A 20,689-nucleotide genomic window follows, 5' to 3' on the forward strand; every position below is an offset into this window, starting at 1 on the left:
CTTATCGGCATTGCGGCCGCCAGCCTCGCGGCCGCGGCCGTGATGGTTTCGAGGTAACGTAACGTGCGGACGCGGACGAGATAGCGATGGCCAAGGGATCGTGGAGATTGACACGGCCTGGTTCCGGTAGGGCGCGCGGTCTGGCGCATCTGCCGCTTATCATCGTGGTTGTGCTGGCCGTGGCGCTGATTCTGATTGGCAAGGCGCAATCCTCGCTGTTTGATCGCGCCCGGGCCGAAGTCTCTGATTGGGCTGCCCCGATCCTCAAGGTGACGTCGGCCGAGATGGACGGGCTCAATCGCTGGCTCGGTTCCGTGGGCAGCATCTTCACCATCTATTCCGATAATATCCGGCTCAAAGAAGAAAACGCCCGGCTGATGAAATGGCACAACAGTGCCGTGGTGCTGGCCGACCGGGTCAAGCGCTATCAGCTTCTGCTCCATGCTGTGCATGATCCGGCACTGTCGAGCGAAGTGGCGCGGGTGATTGGTCGCTCCAATCATCCTTTCGTGCAAACGATGATCCTGGATGCCGGTAAAAGCGCGGGCGTCAAGCCGGGGCAAGCGGTGGTCGATGATCGCGGCATGGTCGGGCGCATTTTTCTGACCGGCGAGCGCACGGCGTGGGTTATCCCGCTGACCGATCTGAACAGCCGTATTCCGGTGACGATTGTGCCGGGCAATGCCCAGGCGATCATGGCGGGCAATAATTCGCGTATGCCTGCGATCGAAGTGTTGTCGCATGGCGTTGATATTACGGCCGGGGCACAGGTCATCAGCTCGGGCGATGGTGATATTCTGCCCGCCGGGCTGCCGATTGGTGTCATCGTGGCTTATGGCCATGATTTCCGCGTGGCGTTGTTCGCCGATCAGTCGACCGCAACTGACGTGCAGATTCTCGACTACAAGCAGCCAATGGAACAGCCCCATGTGCCGACGGCTGGCGATCTGCCGGTGACCGCGGCGGGATTGCCGCCGGCCCCACCTCCACCGCCGGTCAGCTATGCCACCCCGCAGGGGATGCAAACCGGTGGTGCGCCGCTACCCGGCAATCCGCTCAAGCCTGCCCAGGCGGTCACGGCACCGGCAGGCAGCGCTGCCAACAACGCTGCCAACAACGCTGTCAGGATGCCGCTGGTTGGTGGCAAGCCCAATGCGGTGACGCCCACTGTCGGGGCCACCGCTGGGGCAAAGCCGGTGGTATCCAAGCCCGCCGCCGTGAAAGTTACCCCCAAAGTTCCCGCCAAAACGGCACCCAATGCCGCCGACGCTGGCGACACCGAATGATGCGGGGCTGCGGGCGATGAGCGCCAAATATATTCCCCCCGCGATTCCGGTACTGCTGGCGATTCTGGGCGCGGTGGTGGCCAATATTCCGATCACCTTCATTGGCGGGTGGATGCCGCCGCCGATGTTTGCGCTGATGCCGCTGTATTTCTGGTGTCTGGTGCGGCCCGATCTGGTGCCGCCAGCTTGGGTGCTGGTGGTTGGCGTGCTGCAGGATCTGTTTTCGGGTGGCCCGCCGGGCATGTGGTCGCTGGCTTTCGTCGTGACCTATGTGTTGATTGATCGTCAGCGTGAAACCTATGCCGGTCTGTCGGGCAGCGGGGCCATTCTGGGCTTTGCCACGGCCGCGCTGTTGGCGACGTTGACGGCCTATATCACCTTTGCGGTCTATTACTGGAAACTGCTGCCGTTACAAGCCTTCGTCATTCAGTTTGCGGTGACGGTGGTGTTCTATGTGCCGGTGGCGATGCTGCTTGGTTTTATCCATCGCCGTCTGATCGGCCCGTTGCGGAGCGAGGTCTGATGGCGCTGTTCGATCTCAAGGATAAAAGCCGTTACGCCAGTTTTACCCGGCGCAACATCATCACCTGCGGTACGGTGGGGACGGTTTTTATCGTGCTGGCCGGGCGGCTCTATCAGCTGCAGATCCTGAACGGTGATCAGTATATGACCGCGGCCGAGGATAACCGGGTCAACCTGCGCCTGATCCCGCCACCGCGGGGCCGGATACTGGATCGTTTTGGCGTGCCTCTGGCTGATAACCGGCGCAACTACCGCGTCACCATCGTGGCCGAGCAGGCCACCGGCGGTGTCGAAGTTGCGGTTGATGCCATTTCCAAGGTGATCGAGCTTAATCCGCATCAGCGTGAAAAGGCGTTGCACGATATTTCGGTCAACCGCCGATTTGCCCCGGTGCCGGTGGCCGAAAACTTAAGCTGGGAAGAATTCGCCCGCATCAATCAGCATCTGCCCTATCTGCCCGGCGTGCAGCCCGATGTCGGTGAAACCCGGTCCTATCCGTTTGGCAGCGAGCTGAGCCATGTGCTGGGCTATGTCGGCGCCGTGGGCCCGGACGAGAAAAAGAAAGACGATGATCCGCTGCTTGATCTGCCGGGCTACCGCGTCGGCAAGCGCGGCATCGAGCGGCAGTTCGATACCATGATGCGCGGTACCGCCGGGGCAAGCCGGGTCGAGGTCAACGCCTATGGCCGCATCATCCGTGAACTGAGCTATAGCGAAGGCGTGCCGGGTAAGGATGTCTATCTTACCATCGACCGCGAATTGCAGCATTATGCCGAACAGCGTCTGGGCGATGAATCTGCCGCCTGTGTGGTGATGGATATTGCCACCGGCGATGTGCTGGCGCTGTGTTCGTCGCCGGGATACGACCCTAATCTGTTCAATGTCGGCATTACCGCCGAGCAGTGGCGGGCACTGATCACCAATGACCATCGTCCCCTGATCAACAAGGTGATGAGCGGTTCCTATCCGCCGGGATCGACCTTCAAACCGGCGGTGGCGCTGGCGGCCTATGACAATGGTCTGGCCGATCTTAAAGTGAACTGCACCGGCGTGATGACGCTGGGTAATCACGAATTCCATTGTTACGACAAGCATGGCCATGGCGAGGTTGATCTGCGCAAAGGCCTGCAGGTTTCCTGCGATATCTTTTTCTATGAACTGGCCCGCCGCCTTGGCGTCGACAAGGTCATGGATGCCGCCCGCAAAATGGGCTTCGGCGCGGAAACCGGTATTGATCTGCCCGGCGAGCAGTCGGGCTTCATTCCCAGTCGGGAATGGAAACGCCAGCGCTTTGGTATTCCCTGGCAGCAGGGTGAAACACTGGTCAACGGTATTGGTCAGGGCTATGTGCTGGCGACGCCGTTACAGCTGTGCACCCTGGCGGCGCGCCTTGCGTCGGGCAAGGCGGTCAGCCCCCGTATCGCCCGCGTGGTTGGCGGTCAGTGGCAGCCCCGGCCCGAGGCGCCGCCGCTGCCCTTCTCGCCGGAAGCGTTTGCCGTGGTGCGCGATGGTTTGTTCGCGGTGACCAATGAGGCGGGCGGCAGTGCCTTTGGCTGGCGCATTATGCAGCCCGGCTTTGAAATGTCGGGTAAAACCGGCACCGCACAGGTGCGCCGCATTTCCAAGGAAGAACGGCTGTCCGGCGTGCGCCACAATGATTCCCTGCCGTGGAATTTGCGCGATCATGCCTGGTTCTTCGCTTTCGCCCCCTCAACCCAGCCGCGCTATGCCTGCGTGGTGTTTATCGAGCATGGTGCGCTACCTTCGCATCCGCAGGTTCAGATGGCGCGCGACATCATGCTGTTCGCGCAAAAGCGCGATCCGTTGCGCTATCGCACCGCCTATCCGGGGGCGGCCGCGGCAGCTGATCCGTATGAGCGTCAGCGCACCGGCCAACCCGTCGATCCCAATGCGCCTGCGCCCGCAGCCGCGACAGACGGCAGTGCCGATGGTGCCGCCGGTCAGGATGCGGGCAGCGATACACCGGATGAAACCGAGGGGAACCCGACATGATTGCGCGCCCCTATGCCGCCGCACGCCGCACGCTGTCAGCACGCGACAAGCTGTTCGAAATTAACTGGGGCTTCATGCTCCTGATTATGACCATCACCGGTATTGGCATCGCTATGCTCTATTCGGTGGCGGGTGGTTCGATCACGCCGTGGGCCAGTTCCCAGATTTTGCATTTCATTTTCGGCTTTGTGCTGATGGTGATTGTGGCGGTGACCGACATCCGGGTCTGGATGAATCTGGCCTATCCGGCTTATGGCGTGTCGATGCTGTTGCTGGTGGCGGTGGATCTGGTCGGCCATGAAGGGTTGGGGGCGCAGCGCTGGCTGCAACTTGGGCCCATCGTGTTGCAGCCATCCGAATTCATGAAGATTTCGCTGGTGCTGGCGTTGTCGCGCTATCTGCACGGGCTCAATGTCGAAGATGTTTCCAAGCCCGGCAAGCTGATTGTCCCGGTGCTGATGATTGGCGCGCCCGCCGTGCTAGTGGTGATGCAGCCAAACCTTGGCACCACAATGATCCTGCTCGCCGATGGTTTTTCGCTGCTGTTTCTGGCCGGGCTGTCTTGGTGGTGGATCACGCCGACATTCTCGGCGATTGGGGCCTCCATTCCGGTGGCGTGGCAGTTTGTGCTGCATGATTATCAGAAGGCCCGGGTGATGACCTTCCTCGACCCAGAATCCGATGCACTGGGGGCGGGCTGGAACATCACACAGGCTAAGATCGCCATCGGTTCCGGCGGTGCGGTGGGCAAGGGCTTTCTGCAAGGCACACAAAGCCGTCTCAACTTCCTGCCCGAAAAGCAGACCGACTTTGTCTTCACCAACTATGCCGAGGAATTCGGTTTCGTCGGCTGCATGGCGTTGTTCCTGCTGTTTGCGGTGGTGATCGGCTATGGCGTGCAGATCGCTATGAGCGCGCGCAGCCAGTTTGCCCGGCTGCTGGCCATGGGCATCACGCTGAACTTCTTCTTCTACATCATGATCAATGCCGCCATGGTGATGGGCCTGATCCCGGTGGTGGGCATTCCGATGCCGCTGATTTCCTATGGCGGTACGGCGCTGATCTCGGTGATGTTCGGCTTCGGCTTGCTGATGAGCGTGCATGTCCACCATCAGATCGACATCCCGCGCCATAACGCCGGGTTGGTTTAAGCCGTCGCTGCCGCATCCTGTCGCAAGTCACTTTTGGCAGTAAATGATCCCTCGGATCATTTACTTAGTCTTAACCCGTGAAGTGCGGGGTAGTAGACGTGTCGCCACTGGAACACCCAATAAAAAAGGCCGCAGGGTATGCGGCCTTTTTCGTCTGTATTCTTCCTAGAGCCTTACAGCTTTCGCACATCCGTCAGATGCCCGGTCACGGCAGCCGCCGCGGCCATAGCAGGAGAGACGAGGTGGGTGCGCCCGCCGCGGCCCTGACGGCCTTCAAAATTGCGGTTCGAGGTCGATGCGCAATGCTCACCCGGTGCAAGCTTGTCCGGGTTCATCGCCAAGCACATCGAGCAGCCCGGATCGCGCCACTCAAACCCGGCTTCGATAAAGATCTTGTCGAGCCCTTCGGCTTCGGCCTGTTCTTTGACCAGCCCCGAACCCGGCACCACCATAGCATTGACGTGGGCGGCAACCTTGCGGCCCCTGGCGATGGCGGCGGCGGCGCGCAAATCTTCAATGCGCCCGTTGGTGCACGAGCCGATGAAAACGCGGTCGATCTTGATGCCGTCCAGCGCCGTGCCGGGCGTGAAATCCATATAGCCCAGTGCGCGTTCGGCCCCGGCGCGTTTGTCTTCCGGCAGATCGGCCGGATTGGGCACGCTTGCCGTGATCGGCAAACCCTGCTCCGGCGATGTGCCCCATGTCACCATCGGGGCAATGGCCGTGGCGTCGATCTCGATCTCCAGATCAAAATGCGCATCCGGGTCAGACTTCAGCGTGCGCCAGTAATTGAGGGCCTTGAACCAGTCATCGCCCTTGGGGGCCTTGTTGCGGCCTTCGATGTATTCGAATGTGGTCTCGTCCGGCGCGATCAGGCCGGAACGGGCGCCGCCTTCGATGGTCAGGTTGCACAGTGTCATGCGCCCTTCCATCGACAAAGCCTCGACCGCTTCACCGGCATATTCGATGACATAGCCAGTGCCGCCAGCGGTGCCAATCTTGGCAATGATGGCCAGCGCCAGATCCTTGGCGGTGACGCCGGTGCCAAGCGTGCCCTTAACATTGACGCGCATGTTTTTGGATTTCGGGCTGAGCAGTGTCTGGGTCGCCAGCACATGCTCGACTTCCGAGGTGCCAATGCCGAATGCCAGCGCGCCGAAAGCGCCATGGGTCGATGTGTGCGAGTCGCCGCACACCATGGTGACACCCGGCAGGGTCCAGCCCTGTTCCGGCCCGACGATGTGGCAGACGCCCTGACGCTTGTCGTCCATGGCATAATATTCAATGCCGAATTCGGCGGCGTTCTTATCCAGCGCGGCGATCTGGTCGCGCGACTGCGGATCTTCGATCGGCTTGTCACGGTCCTTGGTCGGCACATTATGGTCAACCACCGCAAGGGTAAGCTCGGGGCGGCGAATCTTGCGCCCGGCCACGCGAAGCCCTTCAAAGGCCTGCGGGCTGGTTACCTCGTGAATGAGGTGGCGGTCGATATAGATGATGCTCGATTCACCCGGCGCTTCGTGCACCAGATGCGCGTCCCAGATCTTGTCGTAAAGAGTCTTACCCATAATCTCACCTTGGTATAGCGCCGTGAAACAACACCATATGTGGCTGGGGTGCAAGGCAAACTTAATTTCAAAGCGCTGACAGTTTTCTATTTTCGGTAGTTTTTGCGAGGGTGTCGCGCTTTATCCCGCTGCGTCGGCTTAACTTAGGTTATCGACTTCAGCGTCGGTCAGATTGCCGGGCACAATGGTGACGGGGATCGGTTGCAGGGCCAGCCCGACCAGACCGACCAGCGGGCCAGGGCCTTCTTTGTCGCTTGATGCGGCCAGCACCAGGATCGAAATATCCTTGTCGGTGCGGATCAGATCGAACAGCACTTTTCTGGTCTGGCCCTCGGCCAGAATGATTTCGCTGACAATGCCCGTCAGTTCGTTGATCTGGCGCGCAGCCTGCCAGACCTGCTTTTCCGCTTCGGCCCGGGCTTCATCGCGCATCAGTTCGCCGACGCCGGCCCATTGCTGATAGTCGGCCAGATCGCTGACACACAGCAGACTGACCCGCCCCTCGGTATGCAGGGCGCGGCGTGCGGCATAGCGCACCGCCACCCGGCATTCCGGGCTGCGGTCAACCACCACCAGAAACTTGCGGGTGCGCTGGCTCATGGTGCAACCCTGACATCGGCGGGGGCGATGGGCAAGGGGGGGCTTTAAGCGAGGGGGTTACTCCTCGCCCTTTAACAATTCGCGCAGGCGGTAGAGTTCTTCCAGCGCCGCCTTGGGTGAAAGTGCATCGGGGTCGATGGCCCGCATGGCTTCGATCACGGCGCTTTTCCTGACTGCCTTTTTGGGGGCGGGTGTGCTCAAACTGGCGAACAGCGGCAGATCGTCTATTTTTGCCAGCGGGTTATGGCCCTCGCGGCCCTCTTCGAGCGAGGCGAGGATCTCGCGGGCGCGCACCACGACGTCTTCGGGCAGCCCCGCCAGCTTGGCAACGTGAATACCATAGGAGCGGTCGGCCACCCCCGGCACCACCTCGTGCAGGAAGACAATGCTATCGTTCCATTCGCGCACCCGCATGGTAACCGGGGCAATGGCGGGCAGCCGTTCAGCCAGCGCCGTCATTTCGTGATAATGGGTGGCAAACAGCGCGCGCGACTTGTTCTTGACGCACAGATGTTCCGCCGTCGACCAGGCGATGGCCAGACCGTCATAGGTGGCGGTGCCGCGGCCGATCTCGTCCAGAATGACCAGACTCTTGGGCGTGGCCTGATTGAGAATGGCGGCGGTTTCGACCATCTCGACCATGAAGGTCGAGCGGCCCGCAGCCAGATCGTCACCCGCGCCGACGCGGCTGAACAACCGGTCAACCACGCCGATATGGGCGCTTTCAGCCGGTACAAAAGCCCCCATCTGGGCCATGATCGCAATCAGGGCGTTCTGGCGCAGGAAGGTCGATTTACCGGCCATGTTGGGGCCGGTGACCAGCCATAACCGCTTGTCGGTCGCCAGGTCGCAATCATTGGGCACAAAACCGGTATGGGCGGCAGACAGCGAGGCTTCCACCACCGGGTGGCGGCCCCGCACAATGGCAAAGGCCCGGCTGGCATCGACCTGCGGGCGGACATGGTGGCCGCTGGCCGCCAGTTCGGCCAGCCCTGCCGCCACATCCATCACCGCCAGAGCGTCAGCGGTGTGCGACAACTGTCCGCTCAGCCCCAAAGCTTCGCGCACCATGTCGGCGAACAGTTCCTGTTCAATCGCCACGGCCTGATCGGCGGCCTGACTGATGCGGTTGGCCAGCGTTGACAGCTCGTCGGTCGAAAAGCGCACCGCACCCGCCATGGTCTGGCGGTGGCGATAGGCGGCGTTGGTCATCAGGGCATCGGCGTGGTTGGGCGAAACCTCGATGAAGTAGCCCAGCACACCATTATGTTTGATCTTGAGCGGGATGCCGGTTTCGTCACGATAGCGCGTTTCCATCGTGGCGATAACGCGGCGGGATTCGTCGCGTAGCGACCGCACTTCGTCGAGTGGTTCGTGCGCACCCGCTTTGATGAAGCCGCCATCATGGGCGTAGAAGGGCGGTTCCTCGACCAGAAGGCGGCCAAGCTTTTCGGCCAAATTGGCCAGCCCCGCCAGCGCATCGACCAGCACCAGTTCGGCGGCCCCAGCCTCGCCGGGGGCACGGACTTCGCTTAAACGTTCGCGTAAGGCCCGGGCCGCATTGATGCCGCCCAACAGCGCGGTCAGATCACGCGGGCCGCCACGACCGACCGACAGACGGGCCTGTGCGCGGGCGATATCCGGCGCCTCGGCCAGAAACTTGCGGGCATCGGCGCGGATCTCACTTTCGGCGAGGAAAAAGCCCACCGCATCCTGCCGCCCGGTAATCGTCGCCGGGTCGGTCAGTGGGGCGGCCAGACGTGCCGCAATCAGGCGGGCCCCCGCGGCGGTTTTGGTACGGTCGATGACCGACAGCAGGCTACCCTTTTTCTCGCCACCCAGCGTTTGGGTCAGTTCGAGGTTGCGCCGGGTCGCCGCGTCAATCGCCATATAGGCGTTGGAGGCTTCGCGCGATAATGGCGACAGCGCGGGCATCTTGCCCTTCTGCGTCAGCTCGAGATAGGCGATCAGCGCCCCGGCCGCCGACAGCTCGGCCCGGCTGAAGGCACCAAAACCCGCCAGCTCGGCTACCTTATAATAGGCTTTAAGCGCCCGTTCCCCGGCCCCGGAATCAAACTTGATCCCCGGCAGCACGGTCTGAATATCGCGCGTGGCGGCGGGCAGGTCTTTACTGTCGGCCATATCGTCGGGCACCAGCAGCTCGCTGGGGCTGATGCGCGCCAGTTCCACCGCCAGATCGGCGGTATCGAGCGTGGCGACCTGAAAGGCGCCGGTCGACATGTCGGCAGAGGCCAGGGCAATCTGGCCGCCGACCCGGCCGAGCGCCGTCAGAATGTTGGCCTTGGAGGGTTCGAGCAGTGCTTCCTCGGTCAGGGTGCCGGGGGTGACCAGACGGACCACCTCGCGTTTGACCACAGATTTGGCGCCGCGTTTCTTGGCTTCCGCCGGGTCTTCGACCTGTTCGCCGATCGCCACCCGAAATCCTTTACGGATCAGCTTTTCCAGATATTGTTCGGCGGTGTGAATCGGCACCCCGCACATTGGGATGTCTTCACCCAGATGCTTGCCGCGCTTGGTCAGCGCAATGTCGAGGGCCTCGGACGCGCGCACAGCATCGTCAAAGAACAACTCGTAGAAATCGCCCATGCGATAGAACAGCAGGTAGCCGTCATTTTGGGCTTTAATTTCAAGATACTGCGCCATCATCGGGGTTACCCCCTCAGGGATGGACGGATATGCCTGTTTTTCAATCATGACTTGAACTTAACCGTATGCGCGTCTTTGGGTCGCTGTCTGTGGCCGTACAAAGCCAGTTTAAACTGATAATCTGGGGGCAAAGAAATATAAACATATGCAGGAAACCAAAAATGAACGATTCTGTTTGTAAGTCCCCGTTGGACGAAGCTGCACTGACGTTTCACACCATTGGTCAGGCGGGCAAGATTTCGATCACGCCGACCAAACCGATGCAGACGCAACGCGATCTGTCTCTAGCCTATTCGCCGGGTGTTGCCGCGCCGGTTCGTGCCATTGCGGCCGATCCTGACACAGTGTTCGATTACACGGCGAAAGGCAATCTGGTTGCCGTGATTTCAAACGGTACCGCCATTCTTGGTTTGGGCAATCTGGGGGCGCTGGCCTCCAAGCCGGTGATGGAAGGCAAGGCGGTGCTGTTCAAGCGCTTTGCCGACGTCGACACGATTGATATCGAAGTCGACACCACCGACATCGAGGAATTTATCAATTCGGTCAAGTACCTCGGGCCCACTTTCGGCGGCATCAATCTGGAAGACATCAAAGGCCCGGATTGCTTCGTCATCGAAAAGCGCCTGCGTGAAATGATGACGATCCCGGTTTTCCATGACGATCAGCACGGCACGGCGATCATTTCGTCGGCGGGCGTGGTCAATGCACTGCATCTGACCGGCCGCAAGCTTCAGGATATTAAGGTGGTGGTCAATGGTGCCGGTGCTGCCGGTATCGCCTGCCTCGAGCTGCTCAAGAAAATGGGCCTGCCCAACGAAAGCGCCATCCTGTGCGATACCAAGGGCGTGATCTACAAGGGCCGCACCTCGGGCATGAACGAATGGAAAGAGCGGCATGCGGTCGAAACCAACGCCCGCACGCTGGAGGAGGCCCTGCAGGGTGCCGATCTGTTCTTTGGTCTGTCGGCCAAGGGTGCAGTGACCCAGGAAATGGTCAAGGGCATGGCCAAGAAGCCGATCATCTTCGCCATGGCCAACCCCGATCCGGAGATTACCCCGGAAGAGGCCCATGCCGCCTGTCCTGACGCCATCGTGGCCACTGGCCGCAGCGATTATCCCAACCAGGTCAATAATGTGCTCGGCTTCCCCTACATCTTCCGCGGGGCGCTCGATGTGCGCGCCACCGCCATCACCGAGGAGATGAAAGTCGCCGCGGTGTATGCCATCGCCAACCTGGCCCGCAAGGAAGTCCCGATCGAGGTCGAAAAGGCCTATGGCAAGAAGATGAGCTTCGGCCCGGAATATATCATTCCGGCCCCGTTCGATCCGCGTCTGATCTGTGAGGTTTCCGCAGCCGTGGCCAAGTCGGCGATGGATTGCGGCGTGGCCAAAAAGCCGATTGCCGATTTCGACGCTTATAAGGCGGCGTTGTCTAAGCGGCTTACGGCGGTGATCGATGCTCAGGATAAGACCTGGGCGCACCGCTAATCGCTTTTAAGTATCCCTATGGTTCTGGGGCGCGGATGTCGGTGGCATTTCGCGCCCCATTTTTCTTTCCAGCGGGTTCTGTTTACAGGTGGCTGAGCAGCAGCGGGATTGTCACCACCGACAGGATGGTGGTCAGGAACGCCGCGCGCGAGGCGGCGGTTTTATCGCCATGATATTTCTCGGCCAGAATGCCGACCATGCTTGCGGTTGGCATCGCCACCAATAACACGCACAGGTAGGTTATGGTTTTGTCGGCCTGGATCAGCCGCAGGCCGCCATAACACAGCAGCGGGGCGACGAGTAATTTGAGCGTCGACATGTAATAAATGTCCCAGCCACGCAGTACGTCTTTGAGGGCGACATCGGCCAGCAGGGCCCCAATGATGAACATCGAAATCGGGGTGGTCATGCCCCCTGCCATGCTCAGGGTCTGCAGCACCGGGCGGGGGAGCTGGACCGAAAAAACAAACATCAAAAAGCCGACGATGATGGCAATCGTCGGTGCGTTGATTAGATTGCGCAGCATAGATTTCAGGTTGCGTTCGCCTGTAAAGAGCAGGACGCCGTACGACCACATCAGGATGTTGAACGGGATGGTGAAGATCGAGGTGTAGAACACCCCGATACTGCCAAACACGCCCTGCGCGACAGGGTATCCAACAAAACCACAGTTTGAAAACACTGTTGAGAACTGGAACACGTGACGGGTGGCTGGCTTGAAACGGCAGTAGGCGAGCATTCCAATCAGTATCAACCCAAGATGTATCGTGAACGAGTAGAGCAGTACCGCCCCGGCACTGGCCAGCATGGCGGGTGAGAAGGGCAGGTTGAAGGAGTAGAGGATCAGGCATGGCATGGTCAGCTCGAGCAGCAGTCGGGTCAGCCCCGAAATCAGCTCATCGGTAAGAATGCGAACTTTTCGCAAAACCACGCCGATGACCATCAAAAGAGTGAGAATGAGTATTTGATTGGTGACGATAGCGCCCAAAATATACACCTTTTAAGCAAGTTTATTGCTGGTTCGGTACCGGCATGGGTATACCATGTGGCAAAAATAAGGCAGTTATACGGGTGCCCGGCCGCTTGTGTTGGTCTGATGCCGGGTCTGTTCTGAAAAGCACGGAAACAGAACAATGGCTTAGCCAGCCCGCTTCATGCGTTTTTGTAAATGCCATAATCTGTTTTGGCCATTTCCCATTTTGCCAAAATTCGTTTAACAGCGTGCCCGGCCCCGAGTCCGGGTTTTGACGTCAGGAGATGTGTATGCTGCCCCAGGAAATCATCCGCAAAAAGCGCGATGGCGCGGTTTTAAGCGAAGACGAAATTGGCTTCTTTGTCCGTGGGATTACCGACGGCACGGTAAGCGAGGCGCAGATCTCCTCCTTCGCCATGGCGGTTTTCTTTCAAGGGCTTACCATGGCGGAACGTGTGGCGCTGACCCGCGCCATGACCCATTCTGGCCGGGTGATGGTCTGGGATTTCGGCCCCATTCTCGACAAGCATTCTACCGGCGGGGTGGGCGACAAGGTCAGTCTGATGCTGGCGCCGATTGTGGCGGCCTGCGGCGGCTATGTGCCGATGATTTCGGGCCGGGGCTTGGGCCATACCGGTGGCACGCTGGACAAGCTGGCTGCCATTCCGGGCTACAATTCCGCCCCCGATCCTAAGCTGCTGACCGCGGTGGTGCGGGATGTTGGCTGTGCCATCATTGGGCAGACCGGTGACTTAGCCCCGGCCGATAAACGCTTCTACGCCGTGCGGGATGTGACCGCGACGGTGGAGTCGATTCCGCTGATTTCCGCCTCGATCCTGTCGAAAAAGCTGGCTGCCGGGCTGCAGGGTTTGGCGATGGATGTGAAGGTTGGCAGCGGTGCTTTTATGCAGAGTGTTAATGACGCTGAGCAACTTGCTGATTCAATTGTAAAAATAGCCTCTGGCGCAGGTTTGCGGACTTCGGCGCTGATTACCGACATGAACGAGGTGCTGGGCACCACCGCCGGTAACGCCCTCGAGGTGCGTGAGGCTGTCGATTACCTGCGGGCTAAGCCGGGCCGCGATCATCGTCTACATGATGTGACCATCGCCCTGGCGGGTGAGATGCTGGCCTTGGGTGGGCTGGCCGAAAGCCCGGAACAGGGCCAGAAACGGGCGCTGGCGGCTTTGGACGGTGGTAAGGCGGCCGAAACCTTCTCGAAGATGGTTGCGGCGCTGGGTGGCCCGGCAGACTTTCTGGAGCGGGCGGAAACGTACCTGCCCGTAGCCCCGGTCGAGCGTATTGTTACCGCTGGTAACACGGGCTATATCGCCTCGATGGATGCCCGTTCCGTGGGTGTGGCGGTGGTCGAGCTGGGTGGGGGGCGTCGCAAGACCGAAGATGCCATCGATCTGGCCGTTGGTCTGACGGATGTGGCGGCGGTGGGCACCAGGCTCGAAAAAGACACCGTGCTGGCCCGGATTCATGCCCGGACCGAGGCCGAGGCCGAGGGGGCGGAACGCACCTTGCGGGCCGCTATGGTGGTCAGCGAGGCCGCACCGGATGCCCGCCCGCTGATCTACAGCCGGGTCGGATAAGGAAATACCGCAGGAATCCGCCTTTTTCTATGACGGATGAGCGAATTTGAGCGAAAGAAAAGCCTGATTGAAACCGCTCAGTTTCAATCAGGCTTTTTGTCAAACCGCAGAAATCCGGCTTTTTGCCGGTAAGGATTTTTATCCTAACGGAAGGCGGGTTCCGTGAAGCTGCGCAGCTTGCGTGAGTGCAGCGAGCCAGCATGGGCCCCCTCGCGCAGCAACTCCAGCGCGCGAATGCCTATGCGTAAATGTTGCGCAACGCGCTCTTCGTAAAACGCATCGGCCATACCTGGTAATTTTATTTCACCATGCAGTGGGCGATCCGATACGCAGAGCAGCGTTCCATAGGGTACCCGGAAGCGATAACCATTCGCAGCAATGGTCGCCGACTCCATATCAATGGCGATGGCGCGGGACTGGTTGAAGCGTCGGGCCTGATGGGCGAAGCGTAACTCCCAGTTGCGGTCATCGGTGGTTACTACCGTGCCGGTGCGCAGACGCTCCTTCAGCAGATGGCCGTTGGCACCATCGATTTCATTCACCGCCTGCGCGAGTGCGACCTGTACTTCAGCTATAGAGGGTATCGGGATTTCGACTGGCAGCATCTCGTCCAGCACCTGATCGTCGCGCAAATAGGCGTGGGCCAGGACGTAGTCGCCGAGCCGCTGGCTGTCGCGCAAGCCACCGCAATGACCGACCATCAGCCAGACATGGGGGCGCAGCACCGCCAGATGATCGGTGACGGTTTTGGCGTTGGAGGGGCCGACGCCGATGTTAACCAGGGTGATTCCGTCGCTGCCATTTTGCACCAGATGATAGGCTGGCATCTGGGGTAATTTGGCCAAGGGCGGCGGTGGGATATCGCCCTTGCGGGTGATGTGTCCGCCGGGTTCGACAAAGGCTTCGGCACGGCCCGCTTCGATCTCGCCACGGGCATAGGTGATGAATTCGTCGATGTAGCGCTGGTAGTTGGTGAACAGCACGAAGTCCTGAAAATGCTCGGGTGACGTGCCGGTGTAGTGGCGCAGGCGATGCAACGACAAGTCGATCCGCTCGGCCGAGAACAGCGACAGCGGCATAGGTTCGTCCGACTTCCACAGGCCGCCATCGACCAGATCGTCATAATCGGTATCCAGCTTGGGCAGCGGGAAATGCTCGGCCAGCTTACGGCGCTGGTGCCAGCGCATCTGGGCCGCCGAACGCTCGACCGCGAAGGTCAGCGGGATCGGGGTGCGGCTGTGACCGACATAGATCCTGATGTCATAATTGCGGGCCAGCAGCGTCATCTGCTCTAAAAGGTAATGGCGGAACAGCGCCGGGGCGGTGATGGTGGTGCCATAGCGGCCCTGATGGGTGACGCGGCCAAAGGCCAGGCTGGTCGAAGCCAACTCGTCGCCATAGGCAACATCGATGCAGAGGTAGGGATAGGTCGGATGGTCCTGCGGCAGGGTGCTGTCCACCGCGAAGGACTGAAAATTCTGCGCGATGGTGGCAATGGCTTCGTCATAGAGCGTGCACAACCGGGCAAAGGCGGCTTCCGGCGTCGGCATCAGTTCCAGTCGGGTAGCGAAGGATTCGTCAAAGGTCTGGGTGTCGGTCATGGTTCTCACAGAAAAGAAGTGCCTGCCGGCATGATCGGCAGGGCAAGATGCTGGGCCAGAGTTTGGGCGATATCCGCGAAACTTTCACGACGGCCGATCGGGCCGGGTGTCAGATCCGGCCCACAGGCCAGTACAGGGACAAATTCGCGGGTATGGTCGGTGCCGGCAAAGGTTGGGTCGCAACCGTGGTCGGCGGTGAACAGCGCAATGTCGCCCGGCTGCAGCAGGGCGAACAATTCCGGCAGGCGGGCGTCGAATTCCTCCAGCGCCTGGGCATAGCCCGCCACGTCGCGGCGGTGGCCGAAGGACTGGTCGAAATCGACGAAATTGGCAAAGACAATGGCGCCATCCGGGGCGGTTTTCACCGCGTCCAGCGTGGCGTCGAACAGCTTCATGTTGCCCGCCGCCTTGTGCGACTGGGTGATGCCACACCCGGCGAAGATGTCCGAGATCTTGCCGATGCCGATCACCTCGCGCCCCGCCTTTTTGGCGACATCCAGCAGGGTGTCGCGCTCGGGCGGGGTGGCGATGTCGTGCCGGTTCGCGGTGCGGGTGAAGTGGCCAGCCGCGTCGCCGAGGAAGGGGCGGGCAATGACACGCCCTATATTATAGGGATCGACCAGCTTGCGGGCGATGTCGCAGATCGCATACAGCCGTTCGAGGCCGAAATGGCTTTCATGCGCTGCAATCTGAAACACGGAATCGGCCGAGGTGTAGCAAATCGGCTTGCCGGTACGGATATGCTCCTCGCCGAAACGGTCCAGAATCTCGGTGCCCGAGGCATGGCAGTCGCCCAATATGCCGGGCAGGTCTGCCGCACGGATAAAGGCATCGGTCAGTTCCGCCGGGAAGGTTGGTACGGTTTTGGGGAAATAGCCCCAGTCACTCATGACCGGGAAACCCATCATCTCCCAATGGCCGCTGGGGGTGTCTTTACCCTTGCTTTGTTCGGCGGCGTGGCCATAACGGCCGATCAGTTTTTCCGGCTGGATCGCCGGGACGGTGGCATCGGCATCATGGGCGGCCAGCGCCAGACCCAACGCCGTCAGGTGGGGCAGGTGAAGCGGGCCGGTGCGGCCGGCACGGGAAATCTTGCCGCTGGCGCAGGCCGCTGCGATATGGCCATAGGTGTTGGCACCGACATCACCGAAACGCCCGGCGTCCGGGGCTTGACCGATACCGAAGGAATCGAGGACGCTGACGATTGCACGCAATACTGGGGCACTCCTTACAAGTTTGAATGACTATAATGTTCCACCTGCCCCCGCTTTGTCCATCTTACCCGCAGAACACAGGAGACCGGCCATGAGCCAGACGGATATCATTACCGAAGGGGCCGCCGCGATCCGTGCACGGGTGCCGGGTGTTTTCCCCCGCCATGCCCTGATGCTGGGCAGTGGGCTGGGGGGCTTTGCCGAACATATCGCCGAAGCGGTTACCATTTCCTATGGCGACGTTCCCGGTTTTTCCCGCTCGGGCGTGGCCGGGCACGCGGGCAATCTGATTGTCGGCACGCTTGAGGGGCGGGCGGTGGTGGTGCTGCAGGGGCGCATCCATGCCTATGAGGGCCATGCCGCCCAGACCATCGCCACCCCAATCCGCATTTTACGGGCGCTGGGTGTCGAGACTCTTCTTTTAACAAACGCCGCCGGGGGGCTGCGCCCCGATCTGCCAGCGGGCAGCCTGATGGCGATCAGCGACCATATCAATTTTTCCGGCGTCAATCCGCTGATCGGGCCCAATGACGACAGCATCGGGCCGCGCTTCTTTGATATGTCGGCGGCCTATGATCCGGCACTGCTGGCCCGGTTGCAACATGCGGCGGCCCGCGCGGGGGTGCCGCTGCAGACCGGGGTCTATCTGTTCACCACCGGACCCAATTTCGAAACCCCGGCAGAAGTGCGCATGTTCGGCAGGCTGGGGGCCGATGCGGTGGGCATGTCGACCGTGCCGGAATGTCTGGCGGCGCGCCATTGCGGCATCCGGGTGGCTGGTTTGTCGCTGATCACCAATCTGGCCGCCGGGCTGGCGGCCGAGCCGCTCAGCCACCAGCAGACACTGTCAGCGGCCGCAGCGGCGTACAAATCGGTTGAAAAGATATTAATGCAACTTTACAAAGAGATGACATAACATTTATTGTGCAGTGCACGTGGTTTAGTGCGTAAATTTTGTGCAAATCGAGCCAAGTGCCGAGAAACCTGTGATTTTTCGTTTGTTTGCAGTGCAGAAAATTCCCTCTGTGGCTTTTGGGAGACGGCATTGTCATGAAACTTTGTTACAACGCCGTTAGGAGTACCGGAAATCAGGGCTTTGACGACAGCATCGGCCCGCCGAGTAGACCGTAGCGTTTGAACAGTATGTTTGAAGGCGTTGGGTTGTCGGGGGGCGATGCCGGGCGGGGGATATGACTTTGAACGTACAGTGTGCGGCGTTGCCGCTATGTCACAACCGAACGTCGAAGCTCACCTGGTTTAACCAGTCGTACCAACACACGTAAAACAGCAAAAGGTGGCGCCGCGCGATGAGCACGGCGCCTTTCGTCATTTCAACGAACCTTTGAAGGGGAAAATACAATGCGTTTGATGAAGGCCCTATTGATTGGCGCCTGTCCGCTCGTGCTCAGCGCGATGCCTGCTCTGGCTCAATCGACCGGTTCGCAGGAACTTGAAACGGTCATCGTGTCGGGCACCCGCGTCAACTTAAGTGGATTGTCTTCGTCCACACCGGTGTCCAAGCAGATGTCCACCATTACGCAGGACTTCATTGCGACGCAGACCCCTGGGCAGACCGTGTTCCAGAGCCTGAACATGCTGCCGGGCTTCACCTTCACCAACAATGACCCCTATGGCACATCGGGCGGTAACATCCGCATGCATGGCCAGTCGGGCAACCATATTTCGCTGACGCTGGACGGCCTGCCGCTCAACGACACCGGCAATTACGCCGTCTACACCAACCAGATGATCGATCCGGAAGTGACCGGCCGCGTCAGCATCAACCAGGGCACCACCGACGTTGACAGCCCGACCGCCGCCGTGACCGGTGGTTCGATCGGCATTCAGTCGGTTCGTCCGGATGAAGCTTTCGGTGTGCTGGGCGAGGCGTCCTATGGCACCTATGACTATCAGCGCTATTTCGCCAAGCTCGATACCGGTGATTTCGGCCCCTACAACACCCGCGCCTATCTGACCGGTTCCTATTCCGATTATGACAAGTTCAAGGGCCCGGGGCAGCTGCGCAAGAGCCAGCTCAACTTCGACGTCTATCAGGATATGGGCTCGGTTGGCTGGGTCAATTTTGCGATGCATTACAACCGCAACCGCAACAACTCCTACTACAGCCCCTATTATTATGGTGGCGGCGTCAATAAGGACGACTGGAAGGATTCGGGCGATTACCAGTCGAGCTGCACCGCGGCTTCGGTGACGACGGGTAAGGCCGATGCGGCTGACAGCTGCACCAACTGGTACAAGCTGCGCATCAACCCGTCGGATACCGCCAATGCCCGTTTGTCGTCCTTGTGGCATCTGACCAAAGACCTGACCCTGACGGTTGACGGCAACGTCCAGTACACGCTGGCCAATGGCGGCGGTTCCTCGACCATCAGTGAGCACAGCGCCCAGATGGTTGGCTCGACCGGGACCTATTCCAAGACGGCCTCGACCGCGACGGTGACGCCGTTTGGCTGCATCTCTGGCGCCAATGGCGGCTGCGACCTTAACGGTGACGGCGATATTCTTGATACCGTGCGGGTTTATAGCCCGAGCAACACCAACACCCGCCGCTGGGGCTTCAACACCTCGCTGATCTATGCCATCGCCGATGGCCAGACCCTGCGCATGGCCTATACGCTGGATTATGGCGTCCATCGCCAGACCGGCCAGTATTCGCGTATCGGCACCAACGGTCCGTACAGCGTTTTCGGTGGTTGGGATGATGCGGACCATCAGGTCGTGTCCGCCGATGGCACCGATATTCGCAAGCGTGACCGTACTTCGCACGCGATCCTCAATCAGGCGTCGTTCGATTACGAAGGCAACTGGCTCGACGATATGGTGCAGCTCAGCCTGGGCGCGCGTATGCCGTTCTTCGAGCGTCAGCTTGACCAGAATTGCTACACCCAGATCAAGAGCTCGACGGTATTGTGCACCACCGAAACGCCCAGCGCCAAGGCCGATGATGGCACGGTGACCTTCGCGTCGGTCGGCACCTCGACCAAGTACATCGCGCCGCAATATGGTGCGCTGAGCTATAACCGCTTCCTGCCGCATCTGGGCGCGACCTTCATGCCGCTGGGTAAAGAACATCAGTTCTTCATCGCTTACACGCAGGAAATGGCGGCGCCGCAGACCGACTCGCTCTATGCCTCGACCGGTTCGGTCGACAGCGCGACCAGCTCGGTGGCGAGCTATAGCGCGATCAACAAGAGCAAGCCGGAAACCTCGACCTCCTACACCATTGGCTATCGCTATCTGGGCGAGGATCTCAAAGGGTCGATTTCACTGTGGAACACCCAGGCCAAGAACCGCCTGATCTCGTCTTATGATCAGGATGCCGGTGTCAGCACCTATCACAGCGTGCCGGGCGTCAACTATGCCGGTGTCGACTTCGATCTGGGCTATTCGCTGACCAATGATCTGTGGGTCTATGGTTCGGGGTCTTACACCTCGGCCCGTATCCTGTCGGATATCACGGTGGGTACGGCGACAACGGGCGGCAAGACTTCGATCCTGTATGCCTACACCGGCGGTAAGCAGATTGCTGAAGTGCCGAACTGGACCTTTGCCGGCCGTCTGCAGTATTCGCCGTTTGCCGGGGCCAAGTTTGGTTTCGAAGGCCAGTATGTCGGCCGTCGTTTCGCCACCGACGACAACGTCAATTCGCACGTGCCGGGCTATTTCGTCGCCAACCTCGACACGACCTATGAACTGGACAGCATCGGCATGACCGGTTCGTCGATCCGCCTTAACGTCGACAACCTGTTCAACCGCCATTATTACGGCAGCATCAGCACCGCGTCTTGCTATAACGCGGCGAAGTCGGGCTGCACCTCGGCGCCGTACCTCAATCCCAGCGCGCTGCGGACCATCTCGGTTACGCTCATCGCGAAGTACTGAGATTTTTAAGTTCCAAAAGGGGCCGGTCGGGGGAATTCCTCCGGCCGGTCTTTTTTTATGAGGTTGCGTTTGTTCTGCCCGCGGCAATGGGGCAAACTGCACCGGC

Annotated in this window: 13 protein-coding genes and 1 pseudogene; 8 read left to right on the forward strand and 6 right to left on the reverse strand. The window is 60.2% G+C overall.

Annotated features, from left to right (window positions below; translation table 11 throughout):
* Window positions 1–107 precede the first annotated feature (107 nt).
* The 4 genes from mreC to rodA are packed head-to-tail and all read left to right on the forward strand — an operon-like array spanning window position 108 to window position 4,972.
* The gene (gene mreC, locus ACZ5RI_RS06695) at window positions 108–1,286 is read left to right on the forward strand and encodes a rod shape-determining protein MreC (RefSeq protein WP_464515334.1); all 1,179 of its coding nucleotides are present in this window, start codon (window positions 108–110) and stop codon (window positions 1,284–1,286) included.
* On the forward strand, window positions 1,258–1,809 hold the full coding sequence (locus ACZ5RI_RS06700; protein ID WP_464515335.1) for a rod shape-determining protein MreD: 552 nt from the start codon (window positions 1,258–1,260) through the stop codon (window positions 1,807–1,809). The genes mreC and ACZ5RI_RS06700 overlap by 29 nt, the downstream gene beginning before the upstream one ends.
* Window positions 1,809–3,821 (forward strand): penicillin-binding protein 2, encoded by a 2,013-nt coding sequence (mrdA, locus tag ACZ5RI_RS06705; RefSeq protein ID WP_464515336.1) that lies wholly within the window; start codon window positions 1,809–1,811, stop codon window positions 3,819–3,821. Before ACZ5RI_RS06700 ends, mrdA begins: the two co-directional genes overlap by 1 nt.
* Window positions 3,818–4,972: a rod shape-determining protein RodA gene (gene rodA, locus ACZ5RI_RS06710; protein ID WP_464515337.1), complete on the forward strand. Its 1,155-nt coding sequence runs from the start codon at window positions 3,818–3,820 to the stop codon at window positions 4,970–4,972. The genes mrdA and rodA overlap by 4 nt, the downstream gene beginning before the upstream one ends.
* Window positions 4,973–5,145: 173 nt before the next feature.
* Here rodA and leuC read toward each other — a convergent pair whose 3' ends face one another.
* The 3 genes from leuC to mutS all read right to left on the reverse strand — a co-directional run bounded on the left by leuC (window position 5,146) and on the right by mutS (window position 9,807).
* Window positions 5,146–6,540, reverse strand: a complete 1,395-nt coding sequence (gene leuC, locus ACZ5RI_RS06715; RefSeq protein WP_464515338.1) for a 3-isopropylmalate dehydratase large subunit — start codon at window positions 6,538–6,540, stop codon at window positions 5,146–5,148.
* 138 nt (window positions 6,541–6,678) lie between these two features.
* Complete coding sequence (locus tag ACZ5RI_RS06720; protein ID WP_464515339.1) at window positions 6,679–7,140, reverse strand: universal stress protein; 462 nt, start codon at window positions 7,138–7,140, stop codon at window positions 6,679–6,681.
* Between the two features lie 57 nt (window positions 7,141–7,197).
* Window positions 7,198–9,807, reverse strand: coding sequence for a DNA mismatch repair protein MutS (mutS, locus tag ACZ5RI_RS06725; protein ID WP_464515340.1), 2,610 nt, complete (start codon window positions 9,805–9,807; stop codon window positions 7,198–7,200).
* 161 nt (window positions 9,808–9,968) lie between these two features.
* Between mutS and ACZ5RI_RS06730 the strand changes: the two are divergent.
* Window positions 9,969–11,246: pseudogene (locus tag ACZ5RI_RS06730) on the forward strand (malic enzyme-like NAD(P)-binding protein); the annotation flags it as partial.
* A 130-nt stretch (window positions 11,247–11,376) separates the two neighbouring features.
* On the opposite strand, the gene ACZ5RI_RS06735 reads toward ACZ5RI_RS06730, so the two are convergent.
* Window positions 11,377–12,282: an AEC family transporter gene (locus tag ACZ5RI_RS06735; RefSeq protein WP_464515341.1), complete on the reverse strand. Its 906-nt coding sequence runs from the start codon at window positions 12,280–12,282 to the stop codon at window positions 11,377–11,379.
* 275 nt (window positions 12,283–12,557) lie between these two features.
* On the opposite strand from ACZ5RI_RS06735, the gene deoA reads away from it, so the two are divergent.
* Window positions 12,558–13,865, forward strand: a complete 1,308-nt coding sequence (deoA, locus tag ACZ5RI_RS06740; RefSeq protein ID WP_464515342.1) for a thymidine phosphorylase — start codon at window positions 12,558–12,560, stop codon at window positions 13,863–13,865.
* A 143-nt stretch (window positions 13,866–14,008) separates the two neighbouring features.
* Here the strand turns inward: deoA and ACZ5RI_RS06745 are convergent, their stop codons facing one another.
* Together ACZ5RI_RS06745 and ACZ5RI_RS06750 are read right to left on the reverse strand one after the other, a co-directional pair.
* Complete coding sequence (locus tag ACZ5RI_RS06745; RefSeq protein ID WP_464515343.1) at window positions 14,009–15,466, reverse strand: AMP nucleosidase; 1,458 nt, start codon at window positions 15,464–15,466, stop codon at window positions 14,009–14,011.
* Window positions 15,467–15,471: 5 nt separating this feature from the next.
* Complete coding sequence (locus tag ACZ5RI_RS06750) at window positions 15,472–16,680, reverse strand: phosphopentomutase (protein ID WP_464515344.1); 1,209 nt, start codon at window positions 16,678–16,680, stop codon at window positions 15,472–15,474.
* Between the two features lie 91 nt (window positions 16,681–16,771).
* Here ACZ5RI_RS06750 and ACZ5RI_RS06755 point away from each other — a divergent pair, with 91 nt between their 5' ends.
* On the forward strand, window positions 16,772–17,596 hold the full coding sequence (locus ACZ5RI_RS06755; protein WP_464515345.1) for a purine-nucleoside phosphorylase: 825 nt from the start codon (window positions 16,772–16,774) through the stop codon (window positions 17,594–17,596).
* Window positions 17,597–18,039: 443 nt separating this feature from the next.
* Entirely contained in the window at window positions 18,040–20,583 is a 2,544-nt protein-coding gene (locus tag ACZ5RI_RS06760; RefSeq protein WP_464515346.1) for a TonB-dependent receptor, read from the forward strand.
* Window positions 20,584–20,689 lie beyond the last annotated feature (106 nt).

The organism is Micropepsis pineolensis, from assembly GCF_055392125.1.

Coding starts and splice junctions, on each gene's coding strand:
- ACZ5RI_RS06700 (WP_464515335.1), top strand. CDS start 1,258: ATGCCGCCGACGCTGGCGACACCGAATGATGCGGGGCTGCGGGCGATG.
- mrdA (WP_464515336.1), top strand. CDS start 1,809: ATGGCGCTGTTCGATCTCAAGGATAAAAGCCGTTACGCCAGTTTTACC.
- rodA (WP_464515337.1), top strand. CDS start 3,818: ATGATTGCGCGCCCCTATGCCGCCGCACGCCGCACGCTGTCAGCACGC.
- leuC (WP_464515338.1), bottom strand. CDS start 6,540: ATGGGTAAGACTCTTTACGACAAGATCTGGGACGCGCATCTGGTGCAC.
- ACZ5RI_RS06720 (WP_464515339.1), bottom strand. CDS start 7,140: ATGAGCCAGCGCACCCGCAAGTTTCTGGTGGTGGTTGACCGCAGCCCG.
- mutS (WP_464515340.1), bottom strand. CDS start 9,807: ATGATGGCGCAGTATCTTGAAATTAAAGCCCAAAATGACGGCTACCTG.
- deoA (WP_464515342.1), top strand. CDS start 12,558: ATGCTGCCCCAGGAAATCATCCGCAAAAAGCGCGATGGCGCGGTTTTA.
- ACZ5RI_RS06745 (WP_464515343.1), bottom strand. CDS start 15,466: ATGACCGACACCCAGACCTTTGACGAATCCTTCGCTACCCGACTGGAA.
- ACZ5RI_RS06755 (WP_464515345.1), top strand. CDS start 16,772: ATGAGCCAGACGGATATCATTACCGAAGGGGCCGCCGCGATCCGTGCA.
- ACZ5RI_RS06760 (WP_464515346.1), top strand. CDS start 18,040: ATGCGTTTGATGAAGGCCCTATTGATTGGCGCCTGTCCGCTCGTGCTC.